At 76.1% G+C, this 22,669-nt stretch carries 20 protein-coding genes; 10 read left to right on the top strand and 10 right to left on the bottom strand.

The features are described 5' to 3' along the window. The first annotated feature begins 57 nt into the window (after positions 1–57). Positions 58–1,431, top strand: coding sequence for an MFS transporter (locus GCE86_RS14715; RefSeq protein ID WP_204341968.1), 1,374 nt, complete (start codon positions 58–60; stop codon positions 1,429–1,431). Here the strand turns inward: GCE86_RS14715 and GCE86_RS14710 are convergent. The 4 genes from GCE86_RS14710 to GCE86_RS14695 are packed head-to-tail and all read right to left on the bottom strand — an operon-like array spanning position 1,313 to position 5,745. Further along, on the bottom strand, positions 1,313–2,353 hold the full coding sequence (locus GCE86_RS14710) for a P1 family peptidase (RefSeq protein ID WP_208818098.1): 1,041 nt from the start codon (positions 2,351–2,353) through the stop codon (positions 1,313–1,315). The two genes, GCE86_RS14715 and GCE86_RS14710, sit on opposite strands and share 119 nt — an antisense overlap. Next, positions 2,350–3,918, bottom strand: coding sequence for an amidohydrolase (locus GCE86_RS14705; protein WP_154227498.1), 1,569 nt, complete (start codon positions 3,916–3,918; stop codon positions 2,350–2,352). Before GCE86_RS14705 ends, GCE86_RS14710 begins: the two co-directional genes overlap by 4 nt. A 47-nt stretch (positions 3,919–3,965) precedes the next feature. After that, positions 3,966–4,433 (bottom strand): hypothetical protein, encoded by a 468-nt coding sequence (locus GCE86_RS14700; protein WP_154227497.1) that lies wholly within the window; start codon positions 4,431–4,433, stop codon positions 3,966–3,968. Then, complete coding sequence (locus GCE86_RS14695) at positions 4,426–5,745, bottom strand: molybdopterin-dependent oxidoreductase (protein ID WP_154227496.1); 1,320 nt, start codon at positions 5,743–5,745, stop codon at positions 4,426–4,428. The genes GCE86_RS14700 and GCE86_RS14695 overlap by 8 nt, the downstream gene beginning before the upstream one ends. Before the next feature lie 190 nt (positions 5,746–5,935). Between GCE86_RS14695 and GCE86_RS14690 the strand changes: the two genes are divergently transcribed. After that, positions 5,936–6,997 carry an NAD-dependent epimerase/dehydratase family protein gene (locus GCE86_RS14690; protein ID WP_154227495.1) on the top strand — a complete coding sequence of 354 codons (1,062 nt, stop codon included), beginning with the start codon at positions 5,936–5,938 and terminating at the stop codon, positions 6,995–6,997. 100 nt (positions 6,998–7,097) lie between these two features. Here GCE86_RS14690 and GCE86_RS14685 read toward each other — a convergent pair whose 3' ends face one another. Further along, positions 7,098–8,573 carry a hypothetical protein gene (locus GCE86_RS14685; RefSeq protein WP_154227494.1) on the bottom strand — a complete coding sequence of 492 codons (1,476 nt, stop codon included), beginning with the start codon at positions 8,571–8,573 and terminating at the stop codon, positions 7,098–7,100. Between the two features lie 145 nt (positions 8,574–8,718). Between GCE86_RS14685 and GCE86_RS14680 the strand changes: the two genes are divergently transcribed. Genes GCE86_RS14680 through GCE86_RS14670 form a run of 3 tightly spaced genes read left to right on the top strand, consistent with a single transcriptional unit; the run spans position 8,719 to position 10,702 of the window. Further along, positions 8,719–9,393, top strand: a complete 675-nt coding sequence (locus GCE86_RS14680; RefSeq protein ID WP_154227493.1) for a glycosyltransferase family 2 protein — start codon at positions 8,719–8,721, stop codon at positions 9,391–9,393. Next, on the top strand, positions 9,390–10,076 hold the full coding sequence (locus GCE86_RS14675) for a TIGR04282 family arsenosugar biosynthesis glycosyltransferase (RefSeq protein WP_154227492.1): 687 nt from the start codon (positions 9,390–9,392) through the stop codon (positions 10,074–10,076). Before GCE86_RS14680 ends, GCE86_RS14675 begins: the two co-directional genes overlap by 4 nt. Further along, positions 10,073–10,702, top strand: coding sequence for a methyltransferase domain-containing protein (locus tag GCE86_RS14670; RefSeq protein WP_154227491.1), 630 nt, complete (start codon positions 10,073–10,075; stop codon positions 10,700–10,702). The genes GCE86_RS14675 and GCE86_RS14670 overlap by 4 nt, the downstream gene beginning before the upstream one ends. Positions 10,703–10,752: 50 nt before the next feature. Here GCE86_RS14670 and GCE86_RS14665 read toward each other — a convergent pair whose 3' ends face one another. Both GCE86_RS14665 and GCE86_RS14660 read right to left on the bottom strand, forming a co-directional pair. Beyond that, the gene (locus GCE86_RS14665; protein ID WP_154227490.1) at positions 10,753–11,778 is read right to left on the bottom strand and encodes a sensor histidine kinase; all 1,026 of its coding nucleotides are present in this window, start codon (positions 11,776–11,778) and stop codon (positions 10,753–10,755) included. Further along, entirely contained in the window at positions 11,771–12,469 is a 699-nt protein-coding gene (locus GCE86_RS14660) for a response regulator transcription factor (RefSeq protein WP_154227489.1), read from the bottom strand. The genes GCE86_RS14665 and GCE86_RS14660 overlap by 8 nt, the downstream gene beginning before the upstream one ends. 130 nt (positions 12,470–12,599) lie before the next feature. Here GCE86_RS14660 and GCE86_RS14655 point away from each other — a divergent pair, with 130 nt between their 5' ends. Then, positions 12,600–13,913, top strand: a complete 1,314-nt coding sequence (locus tag GCE86_RS14655) for a M48 family metallopeptidase (RefSeq protein WP_154227488.1) — start codon at positions 12,600–12,602, stop codon at positions 13,911–13,913. Positions 13,914–13,986: 73 nt separating this feature from the next. Here the strand turns inward: GCE86_RS14655 and GCE86_RS14650 are convergent, their stop codons facing one another. Beyond that, a complete protein-coding gene (locus GCE86_RS14650) occupies positions 13,987–14,439 on the bottom strand; it encodes a hypothetical protein (protein ID WP_154227487.1) in 453 nt (150 codons plus the stop codon). Positions 14,440–14,599: 160 nt separating this feature from the next. Here GCE86_RS14650 and GCE86_RS14645 point away from each other — a divergent pair, with 160 nt between their 5' ends. Next, positions 14,600–17,437: an AfsR/SARP family transcriptional regulator gene (locus tag GCE86_RS14645; protein WP_204341969.1), complete on the top strand. Its 2,838-nt coding sequence runs from the start codon at positions 14,600–14,602 to the stop codon at positions 17,435–17,437. A gap of 14 nt (positions 17,438–17,451) precedes the next feature. Here GCE86_RS14645 and GCE86_RS14640 read toward each other — a convergent pair whose 3' ends face one another. Further along, positions 17,452–18,156, bottom strand: a complete 705-nt coding sequence (locus tag GCE86_RS14640; RefSeq protein ID WP_204341970.1) for a response regulator — start codon at positions 18,154–18,156, stop codon at positions 17,452–17,454. Next, positions 18,153–19,283, bottom strand: a complete 1,131-nt coding sequence (locus GCE86_RS14635; protein WP_239542415.1) for a sensor histidine kinase — start codon at positions 19,281–19,283, stop codon at positions 18,153–18,155. Before GCE86_RS14635 ends, GCE86_RS14640 begins: the two co-directional genes overlap by 4 nt. Before the next feature lie 144 nt (positions 19,284–19,427). Here GCE86_RS14635 and GCE86_RS14630 point away from each other — a divergent pair, with 144 nt between their 5' ends. The 3 genes from GCE86_RS14630 to GCE86_RS14620 are packed head-to-tail and all read left to right on the top strand — an operon-like array spanning position 19,428 to position 22,615. After that, positions 19,428–20,417, top strand: coding sequence for a carboxymuconolactone decarboxylase family protein (locus GCE86_RS14630; protein ID WP_154227484.1), 990 nt, complete (start codon positions 19,428–19,430; stop codon positions 20,415–20,417). 9 nt (positions 20,418–20,426) lie between these two features. After that, positions 20,427–20,879 (top strand): DUF6220 domain-containing protein, encoded by a 453-nt coding sequence (locus GCE86_RS14625; RefSeq protein ID WP_154227483.1) that lies wholly within the window; start codon positions 20,427–20,429, stop codon positions 20,877–20,879. Continuing rightward, positions 20,876–22,615: a multicopper oxidase family protein gene (locus GCE86_RS14620; RefSeq protein ID WP_154227482.1), complete on the top strand. Its 1,740-nt coding sequence runs from the start codon at positions 20,876–20,878 to the stop codon at positions 22,613–22,615. The genes GCE86_RS14625 and GCE86_RS14620 overlap by 4 nt, the downstream gene beginning before the upstream one ends. Positions 22,616–22,669: the final 54 nt, after the last annotated feature.

Raw genomic sequence — 22,669 nt, 5'->3', positions numbered from 1 at the left:
CCAGCCCCAACGAATTAAGCACTTCCTATGACCTGGAGGCGGATCTAGCGTCATGTGGTGACGAGATACCGGGAAGTGCTCGCCGTGCCGGGGATGGCGTCGTTGCTGGGCGTCTCGCTGCTCGCCCGCGCCGCGATCACCGCTGACGTGATGGCGCTGACCCTGTACGTCGTGCTGGACCTGGACCTGAGTTACGCGGCGGCGGGCGGTGTGGCGGCGGCCCTCACCGCCGGGGTGGCGCTGGGCGGGCCGCTGCTCGGCCGCCTGATCGACCGGCGGGGCCCGCGTACCGTGCTCCTGGCCACCGTCGTGCTGCAGGTGGTGTTCTGGCTGAGCGTGCCGAGCCTGGCGTACGGGATCCTGCTGGGCGCCGCCTTCGTGGCGGGTCTGTTGATGGTGCCGGCCCAGGCGGTGACCCGGCAGGCGATCGCCGCCATGACGACGGAACGGCACCGCCGGGCCGCGTTCGCGCTGGAATCAGTGCAGGGCGAGCTGTCGTACCTCGTGGGCCCGGCGGTGGTGATCCTGGCCGCGGCGGAGACGTCCCCCGGTGCGGTGGCGTGGGGGGTCGGCGCCGCCATCGCGGCCGGCGGAGCCGGGATCGCACTGCTCAACCCGCCGCTGCGGGCCGAGGGCGAGGCGGCTGCCGGCGCGGCGGAGCGGCCCCCGCGCCGGGAGTGGCTGGGCGCCGGACTTGTCGCCGTGCTGCTGATGGCGTTCGGCGCCACGACGCTGCTCAGCGGCGTCGACCTCGCCATCGTCGCCACGCTCCAAGAGGCCGGTCAGGTGTCCTGGGCGGCCGTCGTCGTGGCCGTGTTCGGTGGTGCCTCCGTCGCGGGCGGGCTGGCATACGGCGCGCTGCCGCGGCCGCTGCCCACGTGGCTGCTGCTCGGCCTGCTCGGGCTCCTGACCGTCCCCGCCGGGCTCGCCCACGACTGGCCGTGGCTGTGCGCGGCCGTCGTCGGCATCGGGCTGCTCACCGCGCCGACCCTGTCCGCGGTGGCCGACGCGGTGAGTCGCCTGGCGCCGGCCGGCGTGCGGGGTGAGGTCACGGGGCTGCAGTCCTCGGCGCAGAGCGCCGGCTTCGCGGTGGGATCACCGATCGTCGGGATCGCCATCGACGTCTCCACACCGGCGGGCGGCTTCGCGGCGGCCGGGCTGGCCGCCCTCGCCGCCGCGCTGCTCGGCGGGCTGCTGTCCCGTGGCGACGGGCACCCCGCTCACGGTGTCCGCGACGACACCGGGATCCACACCCGGTGGACCGCCCGGTGCGGCAGAGCCGTGGTGAACCGCGCCGGGGCTGAGCGGACAGTCAGGGTCGCCGCAGCCGGCCGGCGGCGGCCAACCGTCGCACGGCGGCCTCGTGCGGCACGGCGTGACTGGTGCGACCGCCCACTCCGCGGGTGGTCGTGGCGGCGAAGAGGGAGTTGAGCAGCGCCTCCTCGACCGAGTCCAGGACGGCGGCGAAGATCGGGTCGAGCTGCGCGTCGGGGATGGCCTGCCGGCCCGGCTCCGCCGTGCTGAACGCGACCGCGTAGTCGCCGCTGCCGTGCGCGTAGGCGGCGCCGACCCGGCCCATGGCGAAGACGGCCCGGCGGGCGAGCCGCCCGAGCTGCCGGGCGTCCAGGGCGGCGTCGGTGGCGACCAGGATCATGCACGAGTTGCCGGGCGGCTCGGCGCGGTCGGCGTGCGGGACCAGCTCGTCGACCGGCAGCGGGACACCCAGCACGGTCAGCACGCCGCCGAAGTTGGCCTGCACCAGGGCGCCCACGGTCACCGCGGTGCCCGCCGTGCGTACGACCCGGGACGACGTGCCGATGCCCGCCTTGTAGCCCAGCGCCGAGGTGCCGGTGCCCGCACCGACGCAGCCCTCGGCGGGCGGCTGCGCGGACGCCCCGTCGATGGCGTCGAGCACGTGCCGCTCGGTGATCGGGCGCCGGCGGATGTCCGACAGGTGGCCGTCGTTGGTCTCGCCTACCAGCGGGTTGAACGACAGCCCGTCCGGCCGGCGTCGCATGAGGTGGGTCAGCACCGCGTCCGCCGCCCGGAACACCGACAGCGTGGCGGTCAGGACGACCGGCGACTCCAGGTTGCCGAGCTCGTCCACCTGGGTCGAGCCGACCAGTTTCCCGTACCCGTTGCCCGTGTGGACGGCCGCCGGCAGGGCCCACCGCGGCGGGCCGAGTGCGGCCGGCACCACCGCGGTGACGCCGGTGTGCAGGTCGGCGCCGTCGTCGACGGTGGTGTGCCCCACGAGTACGCCGGCGACGTCGGTGATCGCGTTGTGCCGTCCGGTCGGGAGTGGCCCGACCACGACGCCGAGGTCGCGGGCCCGGCGGCCGGGCTGCGTCACGGTTCCTGCCAGCGGATCTCGCCGCCCACGACGGTCGTGAGGACCGTGGTGTGCAGGACGGCCTCCGGCGACTCCCGGTAGGGGTCGGTGTCCACCGCGATGAAGTCGGCGAGCTTGCCGGGCGTGAGGCTGCCCTTGCGGTCCTGCTCGCCGGCCGCGGCCGCGGCGCCGAGGGTGTGGGCGTGGATCGCCTCGGCCATGCTCAGCCGCTGCTCGGGCTGCCAGCCGCCGGCCGGTGTGCCGTCGGGGCGGGCGCGGGTCACCGCGGCGTACAGCGCGGCGAAGGGGTCGGGGCTCTCGACCGGGGCGTCGGAGCCGAACGCCAGCGTGACGCCGGCGTCCAGCATGCCCCGCCAGGCGTAGGAGGCCAGGTCGTGCCCGGCCAGCAGGGAGTCGACCAGGTCGATGTCGCTGGTGCAGTGCACCGGCTGCATCGAGGCGACGATGCCGAGGGTGGCCATCCGGGCCAGGTCGGCGGGGCGGAGGTGCTGCGCATGCTCGATGCGGTGCCGCACCCCGGGGGTGCGGCCGACCGCCTCGTAGGCGTCGACGACCAGGCGGTTGGCCCGGTCGCCGATGGCGTGCGTGGCCACCGCGATGCCGGCCCCGGCGGCCCGCGTGAACAACGCGACCAGATCCTCGTACGGGGTGACGGCGATGCCCACGTTTTCGCGCTCACCGGCGAAGGGCCTGCTCATGTGACAGGTGTGCGAGCCGAGTGCCCCGTCGCTGAAGATCTTCACGGGCCCGGTGCGGACCCAGTCGTCGCCCTGCCCGGTGCGGCGGCCCTCGGCGATGGCCGCCTCCAGGTGCGCCGTCGGGATCGCCTTGTGGACGCGCAGCTTCAGCTGACCCGCGTCGCGCAGCGCGAGGTACGCCGCCCGGCAGTCCTCACCGTCGATGTCGTGCACGCTGGTCAGGCCGCGCGCGAGCAGCGCCTCCTGCCCGGTGCGCAGCAGGTCGCGCAGGTCGGGGGAGACCATGAGGTCGCGCAGCGGGTCCGAGGCCGTCTCGCGCAGGATGCCGGTCGGCTCGCCGCTCGCGTCCCGGACGATCTCGCCGCCCGCCGGATCGGGAGTGCGCGCGTCGATGCCGGCCAGCCGCAGGGCCGAGGAGTTGGCCCACACGGTGTGGCCGTCCACGCTCGGCAACGCGACCGGCAGGCCGGGACAGACCGAGTCCAGGGCGTACCGGTCCGGCTGGGCCGGCGGATCCCAGGTGTTGCTGTTCCACCGGCCGCCGAACAGCCAGGACCCCGGTCGCAGCCGCGCCGCGTGCGCGGCCACCATGGCGAGGGCCTCGTCCAGGCTGCGCGCCCCGCGCAGGTCGACGGCGCCCAGGCTCTGCGCGTACTGGGCGGTGTGGATGTGGGCGTCGTAGAGCCCGGGGAGCACCGCGGCGCCCGCCAGGTCGATCAGCTCGGCACCCCGGCCCGCGGCCTGGCGCACCTCCGCCTCCCCGCCGACGGCCAGCAGGCGCTCACCGTCCACGGCCAGGGCCTCGGCCGACGGGTTGCCGGGGTCTCCCGTGTGGATGTCGGCGTTGCGGTACACGCGGATGCTCATGCGGCTCCCACGGTGTCGAGGGGCGGTGGTCCCACACAGTAATCCGATCAACCGGCGGGCCGCGAGGGCCGCCGCCGGCGGGCCAGGCGCCGGGCGGCGTAGAGCAGCGCGCTCACGGCGAACAGCGCGCCGCTGACCGCCAGCCACCGGCCGAGCAGCGCCCGGGGCGCCTGGCCGGTCGCCGCCAGGTAGGTGCCGTCGCCGAGCCCGAGGATCCCGGGGAGGTAGACCAGGAACAGCAGGCCGGCGCCGAGCGCCGGGACCCGGGCGTGGTTCAGCCGCGACGGGACGCCACCCCGGCCGAGGGCGCTCCGCAGCATCCGGTCGAGCGCCGCGTACACCGGGAAGAGGACCAGATCGTGTGCGATCACGGCGCCGAGGAACCAGAGCAGCATCCGCCCGGCCGACGCCGCACCGGCCAGCCGCAGCGCGACCCAGCCGGTGACCGCGAAGCAGCCGGCCAGGAGCAGCAGGTGCCAGGGCGCGGCGCCGTAGGCACGCCGGAACCTAGCCATCGAACACGATCTCCGCCACCCACTTCGTGCAGTGCACGCCGGGCAGTGCCGGCACGATGACCCGTGCCGGGTAGCCGTGGTCCGGGCTCAGGTCGACGCCGTTGACCCGCAGGGCGAGCAGCGCGTCCGGGTCGGTCACCTGGCCGCCGTGCAGGACGGCCTCGCGGAACAGGCCGGCGCGTTCCAGCGACCGGACCCGGGCGGCGGCCGGATCGGCCGACCCGACCAGGGCGGCGAGGTCGCGCAGCCGGACCCCGCTCCAGGTCTGCGTGGTGGACCACCCCTCCACGCAGGCGATCGGCAGGACGGCCGTGTGCTGTGCCAGGGCGAGCAGCCGGGCCCGGTCCAGGGCGACCGTGCGGTTGCCCGCGTGCAGCGTGAGCCGCCAGCCCGGCCCGGTCTGCTCCGGCGTGACGCCGGCCGCCGCGGCGCTGCGGTTGACCGGGAAACCGGTCGGCCCGTCGCCGATGCGCCGGCCGCGGGGCAACAGCAGCGCGGTGGAGCGCAGCGCGTCGACGCTCTGCCCGACCGTCAGCGCCGCCAGCAGCAGCGCCCCGCCGCCGACCAGGGCCAGCACGCCCCGCCGGCTCATCGTCGCCGCGCCGGGCCGCCGGGCCACCAGGCCGTCGGGATCCGCCGGCTCCGGCCGGGTCCGCTCCACCGGGGTACGCGCGAAGCCCGGCCCGCGCAGCGCGGTGACCAGCCGGGGCAACTTGATCGCCACGTGGACGACGAGCGCCGCCGTGAAGATCCAGGCGCCGTACCAGTGCGCCGTGTAGAAGTCGAAGCCGAACAGGTAGGCGTACTGGATGTTGAGCAGGCCGGTGGCCGTCTGGAACAGGATGCCGCCCACCAGCAGCAGCAGCGACAGCCGCTCCAGCACCTGGGCGGCCGAGCGGGCCGGCGGCCAGTCGAAGAGCTTGGGCACCACCGACCAGAGCTTGCCCAGCACCACCGGCACCAGCACGATCCCGAGCGTCACGTGCAGCCCCTGGGTCACCCGGAACAGCCAGGCGGGCCGGGTCGGCCAGTCGAACACCGGCGGGTGCAGCCAGCCCACGTCCCGGGGAAACGCCTGGCCGAGACCGGGACCGTAGGCGATCCAGTCGAGCAGCCCGGTGACGACCACCAGGGGCAGGGTGGCCAGCAGCACGGCGCCGAGCACCGAGGTCAGCCAGGGCCCGCGGACGGGGCTGCGCCAGGCCCGGTCGACGGCGTCGACCCCCGGCGGCCGGTGCCGGGCCAGCCCCGACCACAGGGCCGCCGGCGCGGCCGACGGCGCGTCGTCCGGTGGCGGTGGGCTGGCGGGCACGTCTCCTCCTGATCCGCGGTCCGGGCCCACCCGGCCGCCGGTGGTCCCTCTGCAGGACGCTAGACGCCGCGACCCCCCATCGGTCCGTTTCGCGGCATTACCGAACCCTTACCGACGCCGTCCCTTACGGACCGCTGACGTCCGCCGCGAACCGCCCGACCGGGGCCGTCCGGTGCCCTAGCCTGGCCGAATGCGGGTACTGGTCACCGGCGCGGCCGGCTTCATCGGATCGCAGATCGCCGACCTGCTGGCCGCCGAGGGCCACGAGCCGGTCTGCCTCGACGCGCTGCTGCCCCAGGCGCACGGCGGCGCGCTGCCCGAGTGGGCGCGCCGGCACGACCCGGTGATCGGCGACGTCCGCGACGACGGGTTGCTGGACCGGCTGCTGCCGGGGGTGGACGCGGTCTGCCACCAGGCCGCCATGGTGGGGCACGGCCTGGACCCCTCCGACGCACCCGGGTACGCCGGCCACAACGACCACGGCACGGCGGTGCTGCTCGCCGCCATGCATCGAGCCGGCGTGTCGCGTCTGGTCCTGGCCAGCTCGATGGTGGTCTACGGCGAGGGCCGCTACACCTGCGCCCGGCACGCCGTGGTCCGCCCCGCACCCCGCCGGGCCGCCGACCTGGCCGCCGGCCGGTACGACCCCACCTGCCCCGCCTGCGGCGGCACCCTCGATCCGGCCCTGGTCCCCGAGGACGCCCCGCTGGAGCCGCGCAGCACGTACGCCGCCAGCAAGCTCGCCCAGGAGCACTACGCGGCGGCCTGGGCGCGGCAGACCGGGGGCGGGGTGTGGGCGCTGCGCTACCACAACGTCTACGGCCCCCGGATGCCCCGCGACACCCCGTACGCCGGGGTCGCCTCGCTGTTCCGCTCGGCGCTGGCCGGCGGCCGGCCACCGAGGGTGTACGAGGACGGCCGCCAGCGCCGCGACTTCGTGCACGTCACCGACGTGGCCCGGGCCAACCTGCTGGCGCTCACCGCGCCCACGCCGGACGGTCTGGTCCCGGTGAACGTCTGCTCCGGCGAGCCGCACACCGTCGGCGACCTGGCCGCCGAGCTCGCCCGGGCCATGGACGGGCCCGAGCCGGAGGTGGTCGGCGGCGCCCGGGCGGCGGACGTTCGGCACGTGGTCGCCGATCCCACCCGGGCCCGGGACCTGCTCGGCTACACCGCCCGGGTGGCCTTCGCCGACGGCGTGACCGCCTTCGCCACCGACCCCCTGCGCGAACCCGCCGCCCTGCCCGCCTGAGCCGGCCGTCCGCTGCCGTCGATCATGAGGTTGGCGGCGCGATCCGCCCGATTCGTCACCGCCAACCTCATGATCATCGGGGCCGGCGGGGCGCGCGTGGTCAGGAGACGGTGAACAGCAGGTGGTTGACGGTCAGTGCGGTGAGTGCCTGGGCGGCCAGCCACCAGCGGTGGGTCCGTGCGGGCAGGTGGGCCGCCGCGATGAGGAGCCAGACCGCGAACGGCAGCCAGATCCGTTCCACCTCGGCCTTGCTCATCCCGGACAGGTCGGCGGTGGCCACCACCAGCGCCGCGGCGGCCGGCAGCAGCACCGCCGGCCCGAGCGCGAGCACCCGCGCCACCCACCCCCGGCCGAGCCGGACGGCCCCGCGGAGCCCGAGGTCCGGTAAGCCTGCCACCAGGTCGCCGGGCGAGCGCCCTCGCACCCGGTCGCCGGGCGAGTCGGGTGACCGCCAGGCCGCCCGAGCCGCGAGCGCCGTGCGGCGCAGCGCCGGACCGAGCACCGGCCCGGCGGAGAGCAGCAGCGCCGCCAGGTTCGCCCAGACCCAGTACCCGTACGGGCGCTCGGCCGCCCAGCCCTGGTAGTACCGCTCGACGACCCGGTCGTACCCCTCCCACCAGCGGAAGCCGGCCAGGACGAACAGCGCCGTGACGCCGGCGACGCCGGCCGTCGCGGCGAGCAGCGCGGCTCGCCGGCGGTCGGGGCGCAGCGCCAGCACGGCCAGCGCCAGGACGCCGACCAGCACGAACCCGTACGACAGGTGCAGCGCGAAGCCGAGCAGCAGCCCGCCGGCCAGCGCGGCGAGCGGCCCGCGTACCGCCAGCAGGGCCAGTCCGGCGGCGACCACGCCGGTGAAGACCGCGTCGCCGGAGGCGCCCAGCCAGACCGCGCCGGGCAGCAGCACCAGGAACGGCAGCACCGCCCGGGCCGCCCCGGTGGCGCCCAGCGCGCGCAGGGTGACCGGCACCGACACCGCGGCGGTCGCGCCGACCAGCACGCAGCAGTGCGCCGCGGCGGCGCCCCCGCCCAGGCCGATCCGGTCCAGCCAGACGAAGACCAGCAGGGCGCCCGGCGGATGTCCGGCCGTGTGGGTGGACCAGGAGTCCGGCTGGAAGTCGAGGATCCGGTCGGTGAAGCCGGCCAGCATCCCGGGGATGTCGCCGACCCCGGGCACCTCGTGCAGGTACTCCGCCTGCACGGTGAGCCGCCGGGCCAGCCCCGCCGACCAGCCGTCGATCAGGGCCAGTGACAGCGTCCAGGCCACCGCGGCCAGCCAGCCGGCCGCCAGCAGCGGACCCCAGCGGGCGGTCCGCGCCCAGCGCAGGCCCGGCCCGAGCACGAGCACCGCGACCAGCACGGCGAGCGGGGTGCCCCACCCGGCGTGCGGCCGCCAGGTGGCGTAGAGCGGCGCGGCGTCCGCGTGCAGCCCCGCACCGCGCCGGTTGAGCACCAGCCCGGCCACGACCGCGGCGGCCAGCAGCACCGCCTCGACCCCGAGGGCGAGGAGGTCGCCCCGATGCCCGGGGGCGGTCCGCCGCGGGCCGGGAACGCGGGGGAGGGTGGCTGCGGATCTCATGACGACCGGACGGTACGGCCCGCCGCGGCTCCGGGTGGGCGGATCCGCTCCAGCGTCACCGGATGGTAAGAAATGCCTGCTCGGTAAGGGTTCCGTAAGCACGATCGGGGCCTCGCGCGGCACGGACCGGCCTAGCGTCGGCGGCATGCCGACACAGATCGACGTGGTGCTGCCGTGCCTCGACGAGGCCGCCGCCCTGCCCGGCGTGCTGACCGCGCTACCGCCCGGCTACCGGGCGATCGTGGTGGACAACGGGTCCCGGGACGGCTCCCCGGAGGTGGCCGCGCGGCACGGCGCCCGGGTGGTGCGGGAGCCGCGCCGCGGCTACGGGGCGGCCGTGCACGCCGGCCTGGAACACGCCGAGACCGAGCTGGTCTGCGTGCTCGACGCCGACGGCTCCTTCGACCCGGGCGAGCTGCCCGCCCTGGTCGCCCCGGTGGCGGCCGGTGCCGCCGACCTGGCGGTGGGCCGGCGCCGTCCGGTGTCCGCCGGGGCGTGGCCGTGGCACGCCCGGGCCGGCACGGCGCTGGTCGCCGCGCTGCTGCGCCAGCGCGGGGTGCCGCTGCGGGACCTCAGCCCGATCCGGGTCGCCCGGCGGGACGCCCTGCTCGCCCTCGGGGTCACCGACCGGGCCTTCGGCTACCCCCTCGAACTGATGATCCGGGCCGCTGCCGCCGGCTGGCGCATCCACGAACGCGACGTCCGGTACGCCCCGCGCGCCGCCGGGACCCGGTCCAAGGTCTCCGGCTCGGTCCGCGGCACGGTCCGCGCCACCCGGGACTTCCTGGCGGTGCTGCGCAGCGTGGACGGCCGGCGGTGACCGTCCTGCTGGTGGTGGCCAAGGCCCCCGTGGCCGGGGCGGTCAAGACCCGGCTGTGCCCGCCCGCCGAGCCCGCGCAGGCGGCCCGCATCGCCGCGGCCGCGCTGCACGACACCCTCGACGCCGTCGCCGCCACCCCGGGGGTCGTCCCGGTGCTGGCGCTGGCCGGCCGGCTCGCCGACGCCGAGGACGGGGCGGACCTGGCCGCCGCGGTCGCCGGTTGGCCGGTGCTGCCGCAGCGCGGCGACGGTCTCGCCGACCGGCTCGCGCACGCGCACGCCGACGTGGCCGCCGCGTACCCGGGGCGGCCGGTGCTCCAGATCGGCATGGACACCCCCCAGCTCACCGCGGCGCGGCTGGCCGCCGCCGTACGCCGGCTCGGCGCGCCCGGGACCGACGCGGCGCTCGGCCCGGCCGCGGACGGCGGCTGGTGGGCGCTGGGCCTGCGCGACCCCCGCGAGGCGACCGCCCTGCGGGGGCTGCCCATGTCCACCCCCGGCACCGGGCGGCGTACCCGGGCGGCGCTGGCCGGGCGCGGCATGCGGATCGCGACGCTGCCGCTGCTGCGCGACGTGGACGACTGGACCGACGCGCTCGCGGTCAGCGGCCTGGTCCCGGCCGGCCGCTTCGCCCGGGAGGTCGCCGCCGTACGGCGGGCCCGGCCGGTCGGCGGCCGGCGGTGAGCACCGACGCGTTCGCCGGCGCGCTACGGCACGGGGACGCCACCGCGCACTGGCTCGTGCAGGCCGACGGGACCCGCCGCCGGTTGCCGGTGGATCGGTGGCACGGGACGGCCGAGCCGGCGACCGCCACGGTGGTGTCCCGGTGCGCCGGCCCGACGCTGGACCTGGGCTGCGGTCCGGGCCGGCTCACCGTGGCGCTGACCCGGGCCGGGCTGGTCACGGTCGGAGTCGACGTCTCGGCCCGGGCGGTGGCGCTCACCCGCGCCCGGGGCGCGGTCGCGGTCCAGGCCGACCTCTTCCGTCCGCTGCCCGCGGAGGGCCGGTGGCAGCACGTCGTGCTGCTGGACGGCAACATCGGCATCGGCGGTGACCCGCGCCGGCTGCTGCGCCGGTGCCGGGAGCTGCTCCGGGCGGACGGCAGCGTCCTGGCCGAGCTGGACCCGCCCGGCAGCGGCTCCTGGCAGGGCCGGGCACACGTGGTGTCGGGACGCCACCGGGGGCCGAGTTTCGGCTGGGCGCGGCTGGACACCAGGGCGGTGCATCGCGCGGCCGCCGCGGCGGGCCTCGCCGTCCGCGAGGTGTTTCCCGCCGACGACCGCTGGTTCGCCGAACTGATCCGGCCGTAGCGGCCCGCGCCGCACCGGTCCACGTCACCGGACGACGTGCGGCCTCCCGGTCACGCAGGCGACGGCAGCCGGACGACGAACCGGCAGCCGCCGGCGACGTTGCCGACCTCGACCCGGCCGCCGTGCGCCTCGACCAGGCCACGCACGATCGCCAACCCGAGCCCGCCGGAACCCTCCCCGTCGCCGCTGTCCCGCGGGGGAGTGCGGGCCCGCTCCCCCCGGAACGCGACGTCGAACACCCGGGGCAGGTCGCGCTCCGGGATCCCCCCGCAGGTGTCCGCCACGGCCAGCCAGGCGGTGCCGGCGTCCCGCCCGGCGTCCACCCGGACGGTGCCGTCCTCCGGGGTGTAGCGGATCGCGTTGAGCAGCAGGTTCCCCACCACCCGGGCCAGCTCCGGCTCGCTCGCGGTCACCGTGGGCCACCCCGACTCCGGGGCGAGGAGCCGGATCCGGCGCGCGGCGGCCAGCGGCGCGGTGCCGGCCAGCGCGTCGGACACCACGTCGCCGAGCGGCACCGCCGACAGCGACAGCCGCAGCGCGCCGGCGTTGATCCGGGACAGCTCGAACAGATCGTCGACCAGCCGGGTCATCCGGTCGGTCTCCACCCGGATCCGATGGTGGTACTCGGTCATCGTCGCCGGGTCGCCCACCACCCCGTCCTCCAGCGCCTCGGCCATCGCCCGCATCCCGGCGAGCGGGGTGCGCAGGTCGTGGGAGACCCAGGCGACGAGGTCCCGGCGGCCCTTCTCGATCCGGCGCTCCCGCTCCCGGGCCTGGTCGGCCCAGACCGCCGCGGCCGCGAGCCGGCGGCCGAACAGCCAGCCGACCGCGAGGCTCACCACCGCGGCGGCGGCGAGCGTGGTCAGCACCACCTCGAGGTCGTGCGGGGAGAGGAACATCGCCTCGGCGACCACCGCCACCCCGGCCGCCACCGCGCCGACCGTCATGGCGAGCAGCACGGAGATGTGCACGGTGATCGACCGGCCGCGCAGCTGCCGCAGCGCCACGGCGCCGGCCAGCCCGACGGCGAGCGCCGCCACCAGGGCCGCCCCGAAGATCAGCGCCAGGTCACGCACGGGACGGCTCGTACCGGTAGCCGACGCCCCAGACGGTGACGATGCGGCGGGGATCGGCCGGGTCGGCCTCGATCTTCTCCCGCAGCCGTCGCACGTGGACCGTCACCGTCGACTGGTCGCCGAAGCTCCACCCCCAGACCCGCTCCAGCAGCTCGGCCCGGCGGAACGCCCGGGCCGGGTGCCACATGAGGTGCACCAGCAGGTCGAACTCGCGCAGGGTCAGGGTCAGCTCCCGCCCGTGCAGGCGGGCCACCCGGGGCCCGGTCGCCACCTCCAGGCCGCCGTCGGCGAGCAGTTCCGGCGGCGGTGCGCCGGCCGGGTCACCATTCGCCCGGCGCAGCACCGAGCGGACCCGCAGCACCAGTTCGCGGGGGGAGAACGGCTTGCTCAGGTAGTCGTCCGCGCCCAGTTGCAGGCCGAGGACCCGGTCGGCCTCGTCGCCGCGGGCCGTGAGCATGACGATGGGTACGCCGTCCGGCCGCTGCCGCAGCCGCCGGCAGACCTCCAGGCCGTCGAGCACCGGGAGCATCAGGTCGAGCACCACCAGGTGGGGCGGGTGCCGGGCCACGGCGGCCAGCGCCGCGGACCCGTCCCCGACGTGCGCGACCTCGTAGCCCGCGTGCTCCAGGTAGCGGCAGACCACATCGGCCACCGTGGGGTCGTCGTCGACCACCAGCACCCGCTGCGCCACGGCGCACCTCCCGTACCCGGAGGCCAGCCTAGCCACGGGTGCGGTGCCGATCCATTTCCGATTTCTTACGCGTCAGGCCCGCGATGCGCGGGCACCCGTCCCCGGTCGCCGCGATCTACACTCCGGCCTCGTGCCGACGAAGACCACGATGCCGAGCCGTTGTCCCGCCTGCGCCCACGGCCTCGTCGAGGTGGAGGCGGGGATCGCCTCCTGGTGCCCCGCCTGCCGCTGGAACCTCGACGTGTACGACCCTGCGCTGGCGCCGTGGCGGGGCACCCGGTTGGTCGGCCGGTGGGGGTTCCGGCGCGGGCTGGAGGTCGACCGGGCGACGCACGAGGAGCTGCTGGCCGACCCGGCCGCGAGCGCGGCCGGTACCTCACGGGGGGAGGTCTGGCTGATGGTCTTCTCCGTGGTGCTGGCCCTGATCGGCGTGGCCGCGCTGGGTTACCTCGCCTGGCTCGTCGTGGCCGACGGCCCGCCACCGGGAGTCCGGCTGGTGCTGGCGATCCCCGCCGTCCTCGTTCTGCTGCTCGTCAAGCCCTCGTTCGGTCGGGTGCCGAGGTACGGGGCGATCGCCGAGCGTGACGCCCCGCAGTTGCACCGTCTCGTGCGGGAGGTCGCCGCTGCCGCGGGAACCCCGGTTCCCGACGTCATCTGTGCCGATCTGAACATCAACGCGGGCGTGGCCCGGCTGGGGTGGCGCCAGCGGTCGGTGCTCGTCGTCGGGATGCCCCTGTGGCTGATGCTGCCGCGACCGGCCCGCGTCTCGCTGCTGGCGCACGAACTGGGCCACCTGGCCAACGGCGATCCCCTGCGGGTACGGCGGACCCTGCCGGCGAGGGCGTTCGGTGCGCGGGCGGTGGCGGCCACCGGTGGGCGGAACCCCTGGCGGCGGGCCCTGCACTCGGCGAACTCGTTGGCCGAGCAGGGGAGCGGAACGGTCGTCCTGCTCGGAATGCTCGTCCAGGGGGCCCTCGCCCTGGTCAACGTCGCCGGCGCGACCGCGCAGCTTCTCGTCGACAGCGTCGCCATGCCCGACAGCCGCCGCGCCGAGTACCGCGCCGACCTGGTCGCTCGCCGCGTCGCCGGCACCGGAGCCTTTCTCCAGTCCGCCGAGACGGTCCTGCTGGCCGACCGGATCTGGCAGGACCTGTGGCACCAGGCGCCTCGCCTGGACAGCGAGCAGCTCGAGTCGATCGCGGCCGAGGCCCGGCGACACCTGGCCCCCCAGCTTCCGCTGGCACGGCAGCTCAGCCGGCGCACCACCGACCTGTGGAGCACCCATCCCAGCGAGGACCAGCGGATGCGGCTGATCGAGGCACTGCCGGGCATCGGCGGGATGCTCCACGTCGACGACAGCCGCTGGGCCGCGATCGACGCCGAACTCGCGTCCTGGCGCCGCGCCGCGTACCACGCCCTCCTGGGGACCCGGGACCGCTTCTGAGCACGCGTGCGTAGCGGGTGACGGAGCTCGCCGTCGGGGGCCGGGTGGCCCCCGACGGCGAGGATCCCGCTGGTCAGAAGTAGCCGTACCAGCGGTTCGACTCCGCCGTCTCGGTGTTCACGCCCTTGACGTTGTAGACGCGTACGCCGGCGTAGATGTCGTCCTGACCGATGTCCTCGTTCAACGTCGAGCTGTTCATGCAGATGGCGAAGGAGTAGTAGCCCCCCGCCTCGGGCTCGTAGTACGTCCGGTGCGGCCCGCTGAGCAGGTCGTCGCTCCACTCGTCGTCGCCCCAGATCCGGACCTCGACGGAGTACTTGTCGTAGTAGGTGCGCGAGGTCACCCCGCTCACCCGGACCGTGTAGTCCCAGTAGCGGCCGTCGTTGGTCTGGCACTGCAGGAGGATCTCCAGCTTCGCGGTCACGGCGAGCGCCGGCGTCGCACTCGCGGCGACCGTTCCGGCGGCGACCACCGTGGCCGCGGTGAGGCCGGTCAACATCCTGCGGATGGCGTGCCTGAGCATCATGGGTCCCTCACTTCCTCTGATCGGGCTTCTGCTGCGCGCGGAGACCTGACCCCCCGGACCGCGCCGTCGCACGGTCGCATCCGGCGCTGACGTGAACCTGACGCGCGCTGACCCGGTGGCGATCGCTAGCATTCGATTGCTCGACCGCGCAGAAGTGGAGGTGGCGGCCATTCGGGTCCGACTTCTCGGGCCGGTCGACGTCGCCGAGGGGGATCGGTCCCGGCCGGTGCCCGGCCTACGGCGCAAGGCCCTGCTCGCGGCGCTCGCCCTGCACGCCGGTGACGCCGTGCACCCCGACCTGCTCATCGACATCGTCTGGGACGGCACGCCGCCGGCCACCGCGAGGAACTCTCTGCAACGGCACATCTCGTACCTGCGCGGGGTGCTCGGCCGGGCGGCCATCACGGTACGTCCGCACGGCTACGCCCTCGACCTGCCGCGGGAGGCCACCGACCTGCACCTGGCGCGGCGGCTGATCGGCGAGAGCAGGCAACCCGCGGAGCCGGCCGAGCGCGCCGTACCGCTGCGCGCCGCGCTGGCCCTCTGGCGGGGACGGCCGCTCGCGGACCTGGCCGGGCTGCGCTGGCTCGACGAGCAGGCCGAGCGGTTGGCCGGACTCGAGTTGTCGGCGCGGGAGGCGCTGCTCGACGCGCGGCTGGCGCTGGGCGAACACGGCTCGCTCGTGCCGGAACTGGCGCAGCTGGCCGCCGAACATCCGTACCGCGAGCAGATCCACCACCGGCTGATGCTCGCGCTGTACCGGGCCGGCCGGCAGGTCGACGCGCTGGCGGCCTACCAGCGGCTGCGCGAGGCCCTGGCCACGGACCTCGGTGTCGACCCCGGTCCGGCGCTGCGCGAGCTGCACGCCGCCATCCTGCGGCAGGACGCCGACCTGGCGCCGCCCGCGCCGGGCGAGCCGCACCGGGTGGCCGCCGCGCGTTGCGGCCGGCCGCCGTCCGGCCCCGTTCCGGCCCAGTTGCCCGTGGCGGTGCGGGGATTCGTCGGCCGCCGCCCGGAGCTGGCCCGGCTCGACGCCCTGCTGCGCTCCGCGCGGGCCGCGCACGCCGACCAGCCCGGCACCCTGCCCATCGTGGTGGTGTCCGGCACCGCCGGTGCCGGCAAGACCGCCCTCGCCGTGCACTGGGCACACCGGAGCGCCGGCGAGTTCCCCGACGGGCAGCTCCACGTCGACCTGCGTGGCTTCGCCGGTCACGGCGGCCCGGTGGATCCGGCCACCGCGATCCGTGGCTTCCTCGACGCGTTCGGGGTGCCGGCGCAGCGGATTCCCGTCGAGCCGGCCGCACAGGCCGGGCTGTACCGCAGCCTGCTGGCGGGCCGGCGGGTGCTCGTCGTCCTCGACAACGCCCGCGACGCCGCGCAGGTCCGGCCGCTGCTGCCCGCGGCGCCCGGCTGCCTCGTCCTGATCACCAGCCGCAACGAGCTCACCCCGTTGGTGGTGAGCGAGGGCGCGCACCCGCTGACCCTGGGCCTGCTGTCCACGCCGGAGTCCCGGGAACTGCTGGCGGGGCGTCTCGGCGCGGACCGGCTGGCCGCCGACCCGGGCGCGGTCGACGACCTGATCGCCCGGTGCGCGCGGTTGCCGCTCGCCCTGGCCGTCGTCGCCGCGCGCGCCGCCACCCGGCCCGGTTTTCCGCTCGCCACGCTGACGGCCGAGCTGCGGCGGGCCGCGGACGAACCGCACGCGGCGCTGGATCCGTTCGACGGCGGGGACCTCGCCACCGACCTGCGCGCCGTCTTCTCCTGGTCCTACCGGACCCTGACCGGCGAGGCCGCCCGGATGCTCCGCCTGCTGAGCCTGCATCCCGGCCCGGACGTCGCCGCGCCGGCCGCGGCCAGTCTCGCCGGCCGGTCGGCACCGTGCGTCAAGCCGCTCCTGGCGGAGCTGACCGGCGCGCACCTGCTGGGCGAGCCGGCCCCCGGCCGCTACGCCTCCCACGACCTGCTCGACCGGTACGCCGCGGAGCTGGCCCACACCCACGACGACGCCGCCGACCGGCGGCAGGCCCGGCACCGCGTGCTCGACCACTACCTGCACACCGCCGACAACGCCGCCCGCCTGCTGGACCCGCACCGGGATCCGATCACCGACTCGGTGCCCGAGCCCGGCACGGTGCCGACGGTCCTCACCGGCTACGCGGAGGCGCTCGCCTGGTTCCGGGCGGAGAAGCCGGTGCTCCTGGCCGCCGTCGCGCAGGCGGCCCACATCGGCGCGGACCGCCGTGCCTGGCAGCTGGCCTGGACCCTGCTGGACTTCCTCGACGTCCACGCGTACTGGCACGACCTGGCCGCGGTGCAGGAGGTCGCCATGACGGCGGCCCGGCGCCTCGGCGACCGTCGCGGCCGGGCCCACGCGCACTGGGGGCTGGCCCGGGCCCGGGCGAAGCTGGGCGACAACGAGGACGCCCACCGGCACTTCGAGTGCGCCCTTCGGCTGTTCGAGGAGACCGGCGACCGCACCAGCCAGGCGCACACCCGGCTCAACCTCGCCTGGGTGCTCGACCGGCAGGGCCGCTACACCGAGGCGCTCCCGCAGGCACGTGAGGCGCTCGCCCTCTACCGGGCCCTCGGCCACGTGGCCGGGCAGGCCGACGGACTGAACGCGATCGGCTGGTACCTCACCCACCTCGGGGAGCACCGGCAGGCGCTCGGCTACTGCCGGCGGTCCCTCGTGCTGCACCAGCGCACCGGTGACCGGCGCCGGGCCGCGCAGGCCTGGGACAGCCTCGGCCAGGTCCACCTCGACCTGGGCGACCACGAGCAGGCGACCGGGTGCTACCGCAGCGCGCTCGCCCTGACCCGGGAGCTGAGCATCAGGTACGACGAGAGCATCGTCCTGACCCATCTCGGCAGCGCCCGGCGTGCCGCCGGTGACCGGGAGGGCGCCCGCGCGGCGTGGCGGGGAGCGCTGACCATCCTGGAACGGCTGGACCATCCCGACGCCGACGCGGTACGCGCCCGGCTCGCCCGACTGGGCTGACGAACGCCCGGCGGTCAGCGGCGACGCGGTGTGACGAGCCCCGACTCGTACGCCCACACGACCAGTTGGGCGCGGTCGCGGCAGTGCAGCTTCATCATGGCCCGGTTGACGTGGGTCTTCGCGGTCAACGGGCTGATCACCAGGCGTTCGGCGATCTCGTCGTTGCTCAGCCCCCGGGCGACGAGCTCGACCATCTCCTGTTCGCGTGCGGTCAGCACGTCGCGCCCGGCCGCCGGGTCGGCCGCCGGCGGCCCGGCGACGAACTCGCTGATGAGGGTGCGCGTGACCACCGGGGCGAGCAGCGCGTCGCCGCGCGCCACCACGGCGACGGCCCGCAGCAGGTCGGCGGGATCGGCGTCCTTGAGGAGGAACCCGCTGGCGCCGGCGCGGAGCGCGGCGAAGACGTAGGAGTCGAGCCCGTAGTTGGTGAGGATGAGGACGCGGACCGCGGCGAGGTCGGGGTCGGCGGCGATCCGCCGGGTGGCTTCGATGCCGTCGAGTCCCGGCATCTGCACGTCCATGAGCACGACGTCCGGCCGCAGGCGTCGCGCCAGCTCGACGGCGGAGGCGCCGTCGGTGGCCTCGCCGACGACCGCCAGGTCGTCCTCGGCGTCGAGCAGGGCCCGGAACCCGGCCCGCATGAGCGCCTGGTCGTCCACGATGACCACCCGGGTCACGCCGCTCCGAGCTGAAGGGGCCTCGCGCAGGCGCTCGGTCATGCCGTGCCGTCCAGCGGGAACGTGGCCCGTACCGCGAACCCGCCGCCGTCGCGGGCGGCGGCGTGCAGGGCGCCGCCCAGCCCGGTGACCCGTTCCCGCATGCCGCGCAGGCCCACGCCCGGTGTCACCGGCCGGACCGTCGACGCCCGACCGTCGTCGGTCACCGAGACGGTCAGCTGCGCCGGGTCGTAGGCGACATGGATCCGCGCGGTGGCGGGACCGGCGTGCCGGGCCACGTTGGTGAGGGCCTCCTGCACAACGCGGTACCCGGCCTGGTCGACCTCCTCGGGCAGGTCCCGGGGCTGACCGGTGACGGTCACGTCCACCGGCACGCCGGCCGCCCGGGTCCGCTCAGCCAGCTCGCCCAGCCGGGCCAGGCCGACGCCGTCGGAGTCGGAGGGTGCCCGCAGGACGGCCAGTGTCGCCCGCAGCTCCCGCATGGCGGCGCCGCTCGCCTCCTGGATCGCCAGCAGCACGTCCGACGGTTCCTCACCCTGCTTGCGCGCCAGGTGCACAGCGATCCCGGCCTGCACCTTGATGACGGAGATGCTGTGCGTCAGCGAGTCGTGCAGGTCCCGGGCGATGCGCAGACGCTCCTCCCCGGCGCGCCGCAACGCCATCTCCTCGCGGGTGCGTTCGGCCTCGATCGCCCGCTGCTCGACCTGTTCCAGGTAGGCCCGGCGCTGCCGCGCCACGAGCCCGGCCACGTTGGCCGCGAAGAACCAGCCCAGCAGCAGGGCGGTCCGCTCGACGATCTGCTGGCCGGGCCGGCCGGCGGGCGCCACCGAGATGTCGCGGGCCAGGAAGCCGCCGAGGAAGACGAGGCTCGCCAGGGCGGACACCGCCCGGTGCCCCCGCCACGCGGCCACGTAGACCGTGGCGAGGACGGCGAACGCGGCGGACACCCCGGCGTGCACCCGCACGTGGAGGGCCAGCATGGTGGCGGTCACCACGGCCAGCGCCACCACCGGGTACCGGCGGCACACCGCGAGGGCCGCCGCCATGGCCAGGACCAGGGCGACGTCGACGGGTCGCACCGGCGCGGCGTCCGGGGCGATCGCGGCGTTGGCGAGCAGGAGGCCGCCGAGGGCGAGGCCGCCGAGGGCGTACGGCAGATCGCGGCGCATGACCGGACTGTAGAACGGCCGCCGCTGGGCGAGCATCCCCCGTCCGCGGTAGCCGGGGCGTACTGCGGACGCGGTATCGCCGACCGGGCAGGTGCCTGCGGTGGCACGACGCTTTCCCGGCCCGCCGCGACGAGCATCGAGCCCATGACATACCGCTTCTTCACCCCCGCTCCCGCCCGGGCGGCGACCGGTCTCACCGCGGAGGTCTACCGGCAGGCGCGGGCCGAGTTCCTCGGACCGGTGCCCACCTTCCAGGCGCTCTCGGCCGTGCCCGAGCTGCTGGCCGCGACCTGGGCGCTGATGCGCGAGGCGCTGCTCGCCGGGGACGCGTCCCGCGTCGACCGCGAGCTGGTCGCGTCGGCGGTGTCCCGGGCCAACCGCTGCCGGTTCTGCGTCGACGCCCACGTGATGCTGCTGCACGCCCTCGGTGAGCACGAGCTGGCCGAGACCGTCGCCCGGGGCGGCACGCCGGCCGATCCGGGGCACGCCGAACTCGCCGCCTGGGCCGAGGCCAGCCGCAGCCCCGTGGCCGCCGACTGGGACAGCCCGTACGGACCGGAGGTCACCGGCACCCTGCTGGCCTTCCACTTCATCAACCGCGTCGTCTCGGCGCTGCTCGACCCGGACCTGCTGCCCGGTGGCCTGCAGCGCTCGCCCGTGGTGCGGTCGGTCGGGGGCCGCCTCTACGCCCGTGCCGCCCGGGAACGGAAGGAGCCGGGCCGAAGCCTGCCGCTGCTCGGCACCGGCACGATCGCGCCGCCGGCCTGGGCGGCCGACAGCCCGGTCGGCCCCGCCTACGCGTCGTTGCGGGACGCCGCGCTGCGCGGCGGCGACCTCCTGGGCGACCTGGGTCGCAGGACCGTCGCGGCCACCGTGCGCTGGGAGGACGGGCGGCACCCGGACCGGCCCGCCGACTGGGCCGCCGAACTGATCCGGGACCTGCCCGGCACCGACCGTGTCGGTACGCGGATCGCGTTGCTGGCGGCGTTCGCACCCGGCGCCATCCGCCCGGGCGACGTCGCCCTCTGGCGGCTCTCCCACCCGGCCGACGCCGACCTCGTGCGGCTGGTCGCCTACGGCGCGATCGCGGCCACCGACCACGTCGCCCAGGCTCTCACCCCGTCCCATCGCTAGGAGACGACCATGCGCAAGGCCCTCGTCATCGTCAGCACCCTGTCGCTCGTCGCGTTCGCCATGCAGTTCGTCTTCGCCGCCGTGGGCGCCTTCACGAAACCCGGGGGCGACGGCGCGTACGCCCTGCACCGCGTCACCGGGTCCGCCGTCATCCCCGCCCTCACCCTGCTCACCATCCTGTTCGCCGTGCTCGCGAAGGCGCCGGGCCGGCTCGTCGGAATGGCGGCCCTGCCGCTCGCCCTCGTCGTCGGGCAGGCGCTCCTGGCCATGCTGGCCAACGCGGCCACCGACGCCGCGGGCGCCAGCACCCCGTTCGGCCTCACCATTGCCGGACTGCACGCGGTCAACGGGATCGTGGCGGTGCACGTCGTGGTCGGCGTGCTGCGGGGGGCCCGGGAACTGGCCCGCCCGGCGCCGGCCGCCGCCACCCCCGGGACCGTCCGGGAAGCGGAGCCGGCATGACCACCGGCTCGGTGCTCGCGGCCGACCTCGTGCTCGCGGTCCTCACGGCCGCCGGGTGGCTGGGCGGCGGGGCCGCGGCGGCCGCCCGGCGCCGGCCGCTCGCCCTGGGGCTGGCCGCCGTCGCGCTGCTCACCACGCTCGCCCGCGGGATCACGATCACCGCGCTGGCCCGCGCCGGCTGGTGGTTCGCCGCGGAGAAGGTCCTCATCGCCGCACCCCTGTCGCTCGCGGGGGTCGTCATCGCCGGGTGGCGGCTGGCGCGCGCCCGGCGCGACATCCGCGCCGTCGCGGTCCCGCTCCTCTTCGCGGGGTACGCCGCCGGCGGCGCCCTGCTCGTGACGGTCCTGCACGGCTACCCGGCGTCGGCCGGCACGGGCCTCCTCGCCCTCGCCGGGGTCCTCGCGGCGACCGCGATCTCCTGGCGCGTCCTCGCCGCGCGCCCGTCCGGGACGGTGTCCCGGGCCGCCCTCGCCACGGCGGCCGCGGCGCTGGTGACCGGAACCGGGCTGGCCGCCGCCCCGGGCGCCGCTCCCGGCGTACCCCATGAGCATGAAGCTGGGGAGGTGCGGACCGTGGGCGAACCGACCCGGCGGTTCACCCTGACGGCCGCGACCGCCACGGTGCGCGTGGGCGGCCGGGACGTCGCGGCGTGGGCGTTCAACGGGCAGGTTCCCGGGCCGGAGCTGACCGCCGCGGTCGGCGACGTGCTGGAGGTGACGCTGCGCAACCGGGACATCGAACGGGGGGTCACGCTGCACTGGCACGGGTACGACGTGCCGAACAGCCAGGACGGGGTGCCCGGCGTGACGCAGGAGGCGGTGCGGCCGGGGCAGGAGTTCGTCTACCGGTTCCGCGCCGAACAGGCCGGAACGTACTGGTACCACACGCATGCCGTGTCCGACGTCGGCGTGCGCAAGGGCCTCTACGGCATGCTCGTGGTGCGCCCGGCGCCGGTGGCCGGCGTCGACGTCACGGTGCCCGTGCACACCCTCTCCGGCCTCCCGCTGCCCGCGCCGAGAACCGAACCGGTCGCGGCCGGTACGCCCGTGCGGCTACGGCTGGCCAACACCGACAGCACCACCCACCGGTACGCCCTGGCCGGGACGCCGTTCCGGGTCGCCGCGATCGACGGAGGCGACCTGCGGGGCCCGGCTCCGATCGACGAGACGGCCGTGCTGATCGCGGCCGGGGGACGCTACGACCTGGTGTTCACGGCACCCGCCACGCCGGTGGCGCTGCTCGTCGACGGGCGGGCGGTCTGGTCGACCGGGCCGGTGCCGGCGGCGACCGACCGGTGGCCGGTGCTGGACCCGCTCACCTACGGCGCGAGTGCACCGGCCCCGTGGTCCCGGTTCGACCGGGAGTTCACCCTCGTCCTCGACCGCGGACTCGACCTGCGCGGCCTGCTGCCCCGCTACGCCCACACCGTCAACGGCGCGGCCGACCCGGACATCCCGCCGCAGGTCGTCCGCGAAGGGGACGTCGTGGCGTTCACGATCGTGAACCGCGCGCAGTACGTGCATCCGTGGCACCTGCACGGGCATCACGTGCTGGTGCTGTCCCGCAACGGTCAGCCGGCCACGGGGAGTCCGTTGTGGCTGGACTCGTTCGACGTACGCCCCGGCGATGTCTGGAAGGTGGCGTTCCGGGCCGACAACCCGGGGGTGTGGGCGAACCACTGCCACAACCTGGCGCACGCCGACGCCGGGATGACCCTGCACCTCATGTACTCGTGATCCTCCGTCACCGCGGGGGTGTCCCGGTGCTCCCTGGGTGGGAGCACCGGGACA

The sequence above is a fragment of the Micromonospora terminaliae genome, from assembly GCF_009671205.1.
Taxonomy (GTDB): domain Bacteria; phylum Actinomycetota; class Actinomycetes; order Mycobacteriales; family Micromonosporaceae; genus Micromonospora; species Micromonospora terminaliae.
This window is presented reverse-complemented; position numbering and strand designations above follow the sequence as displayed.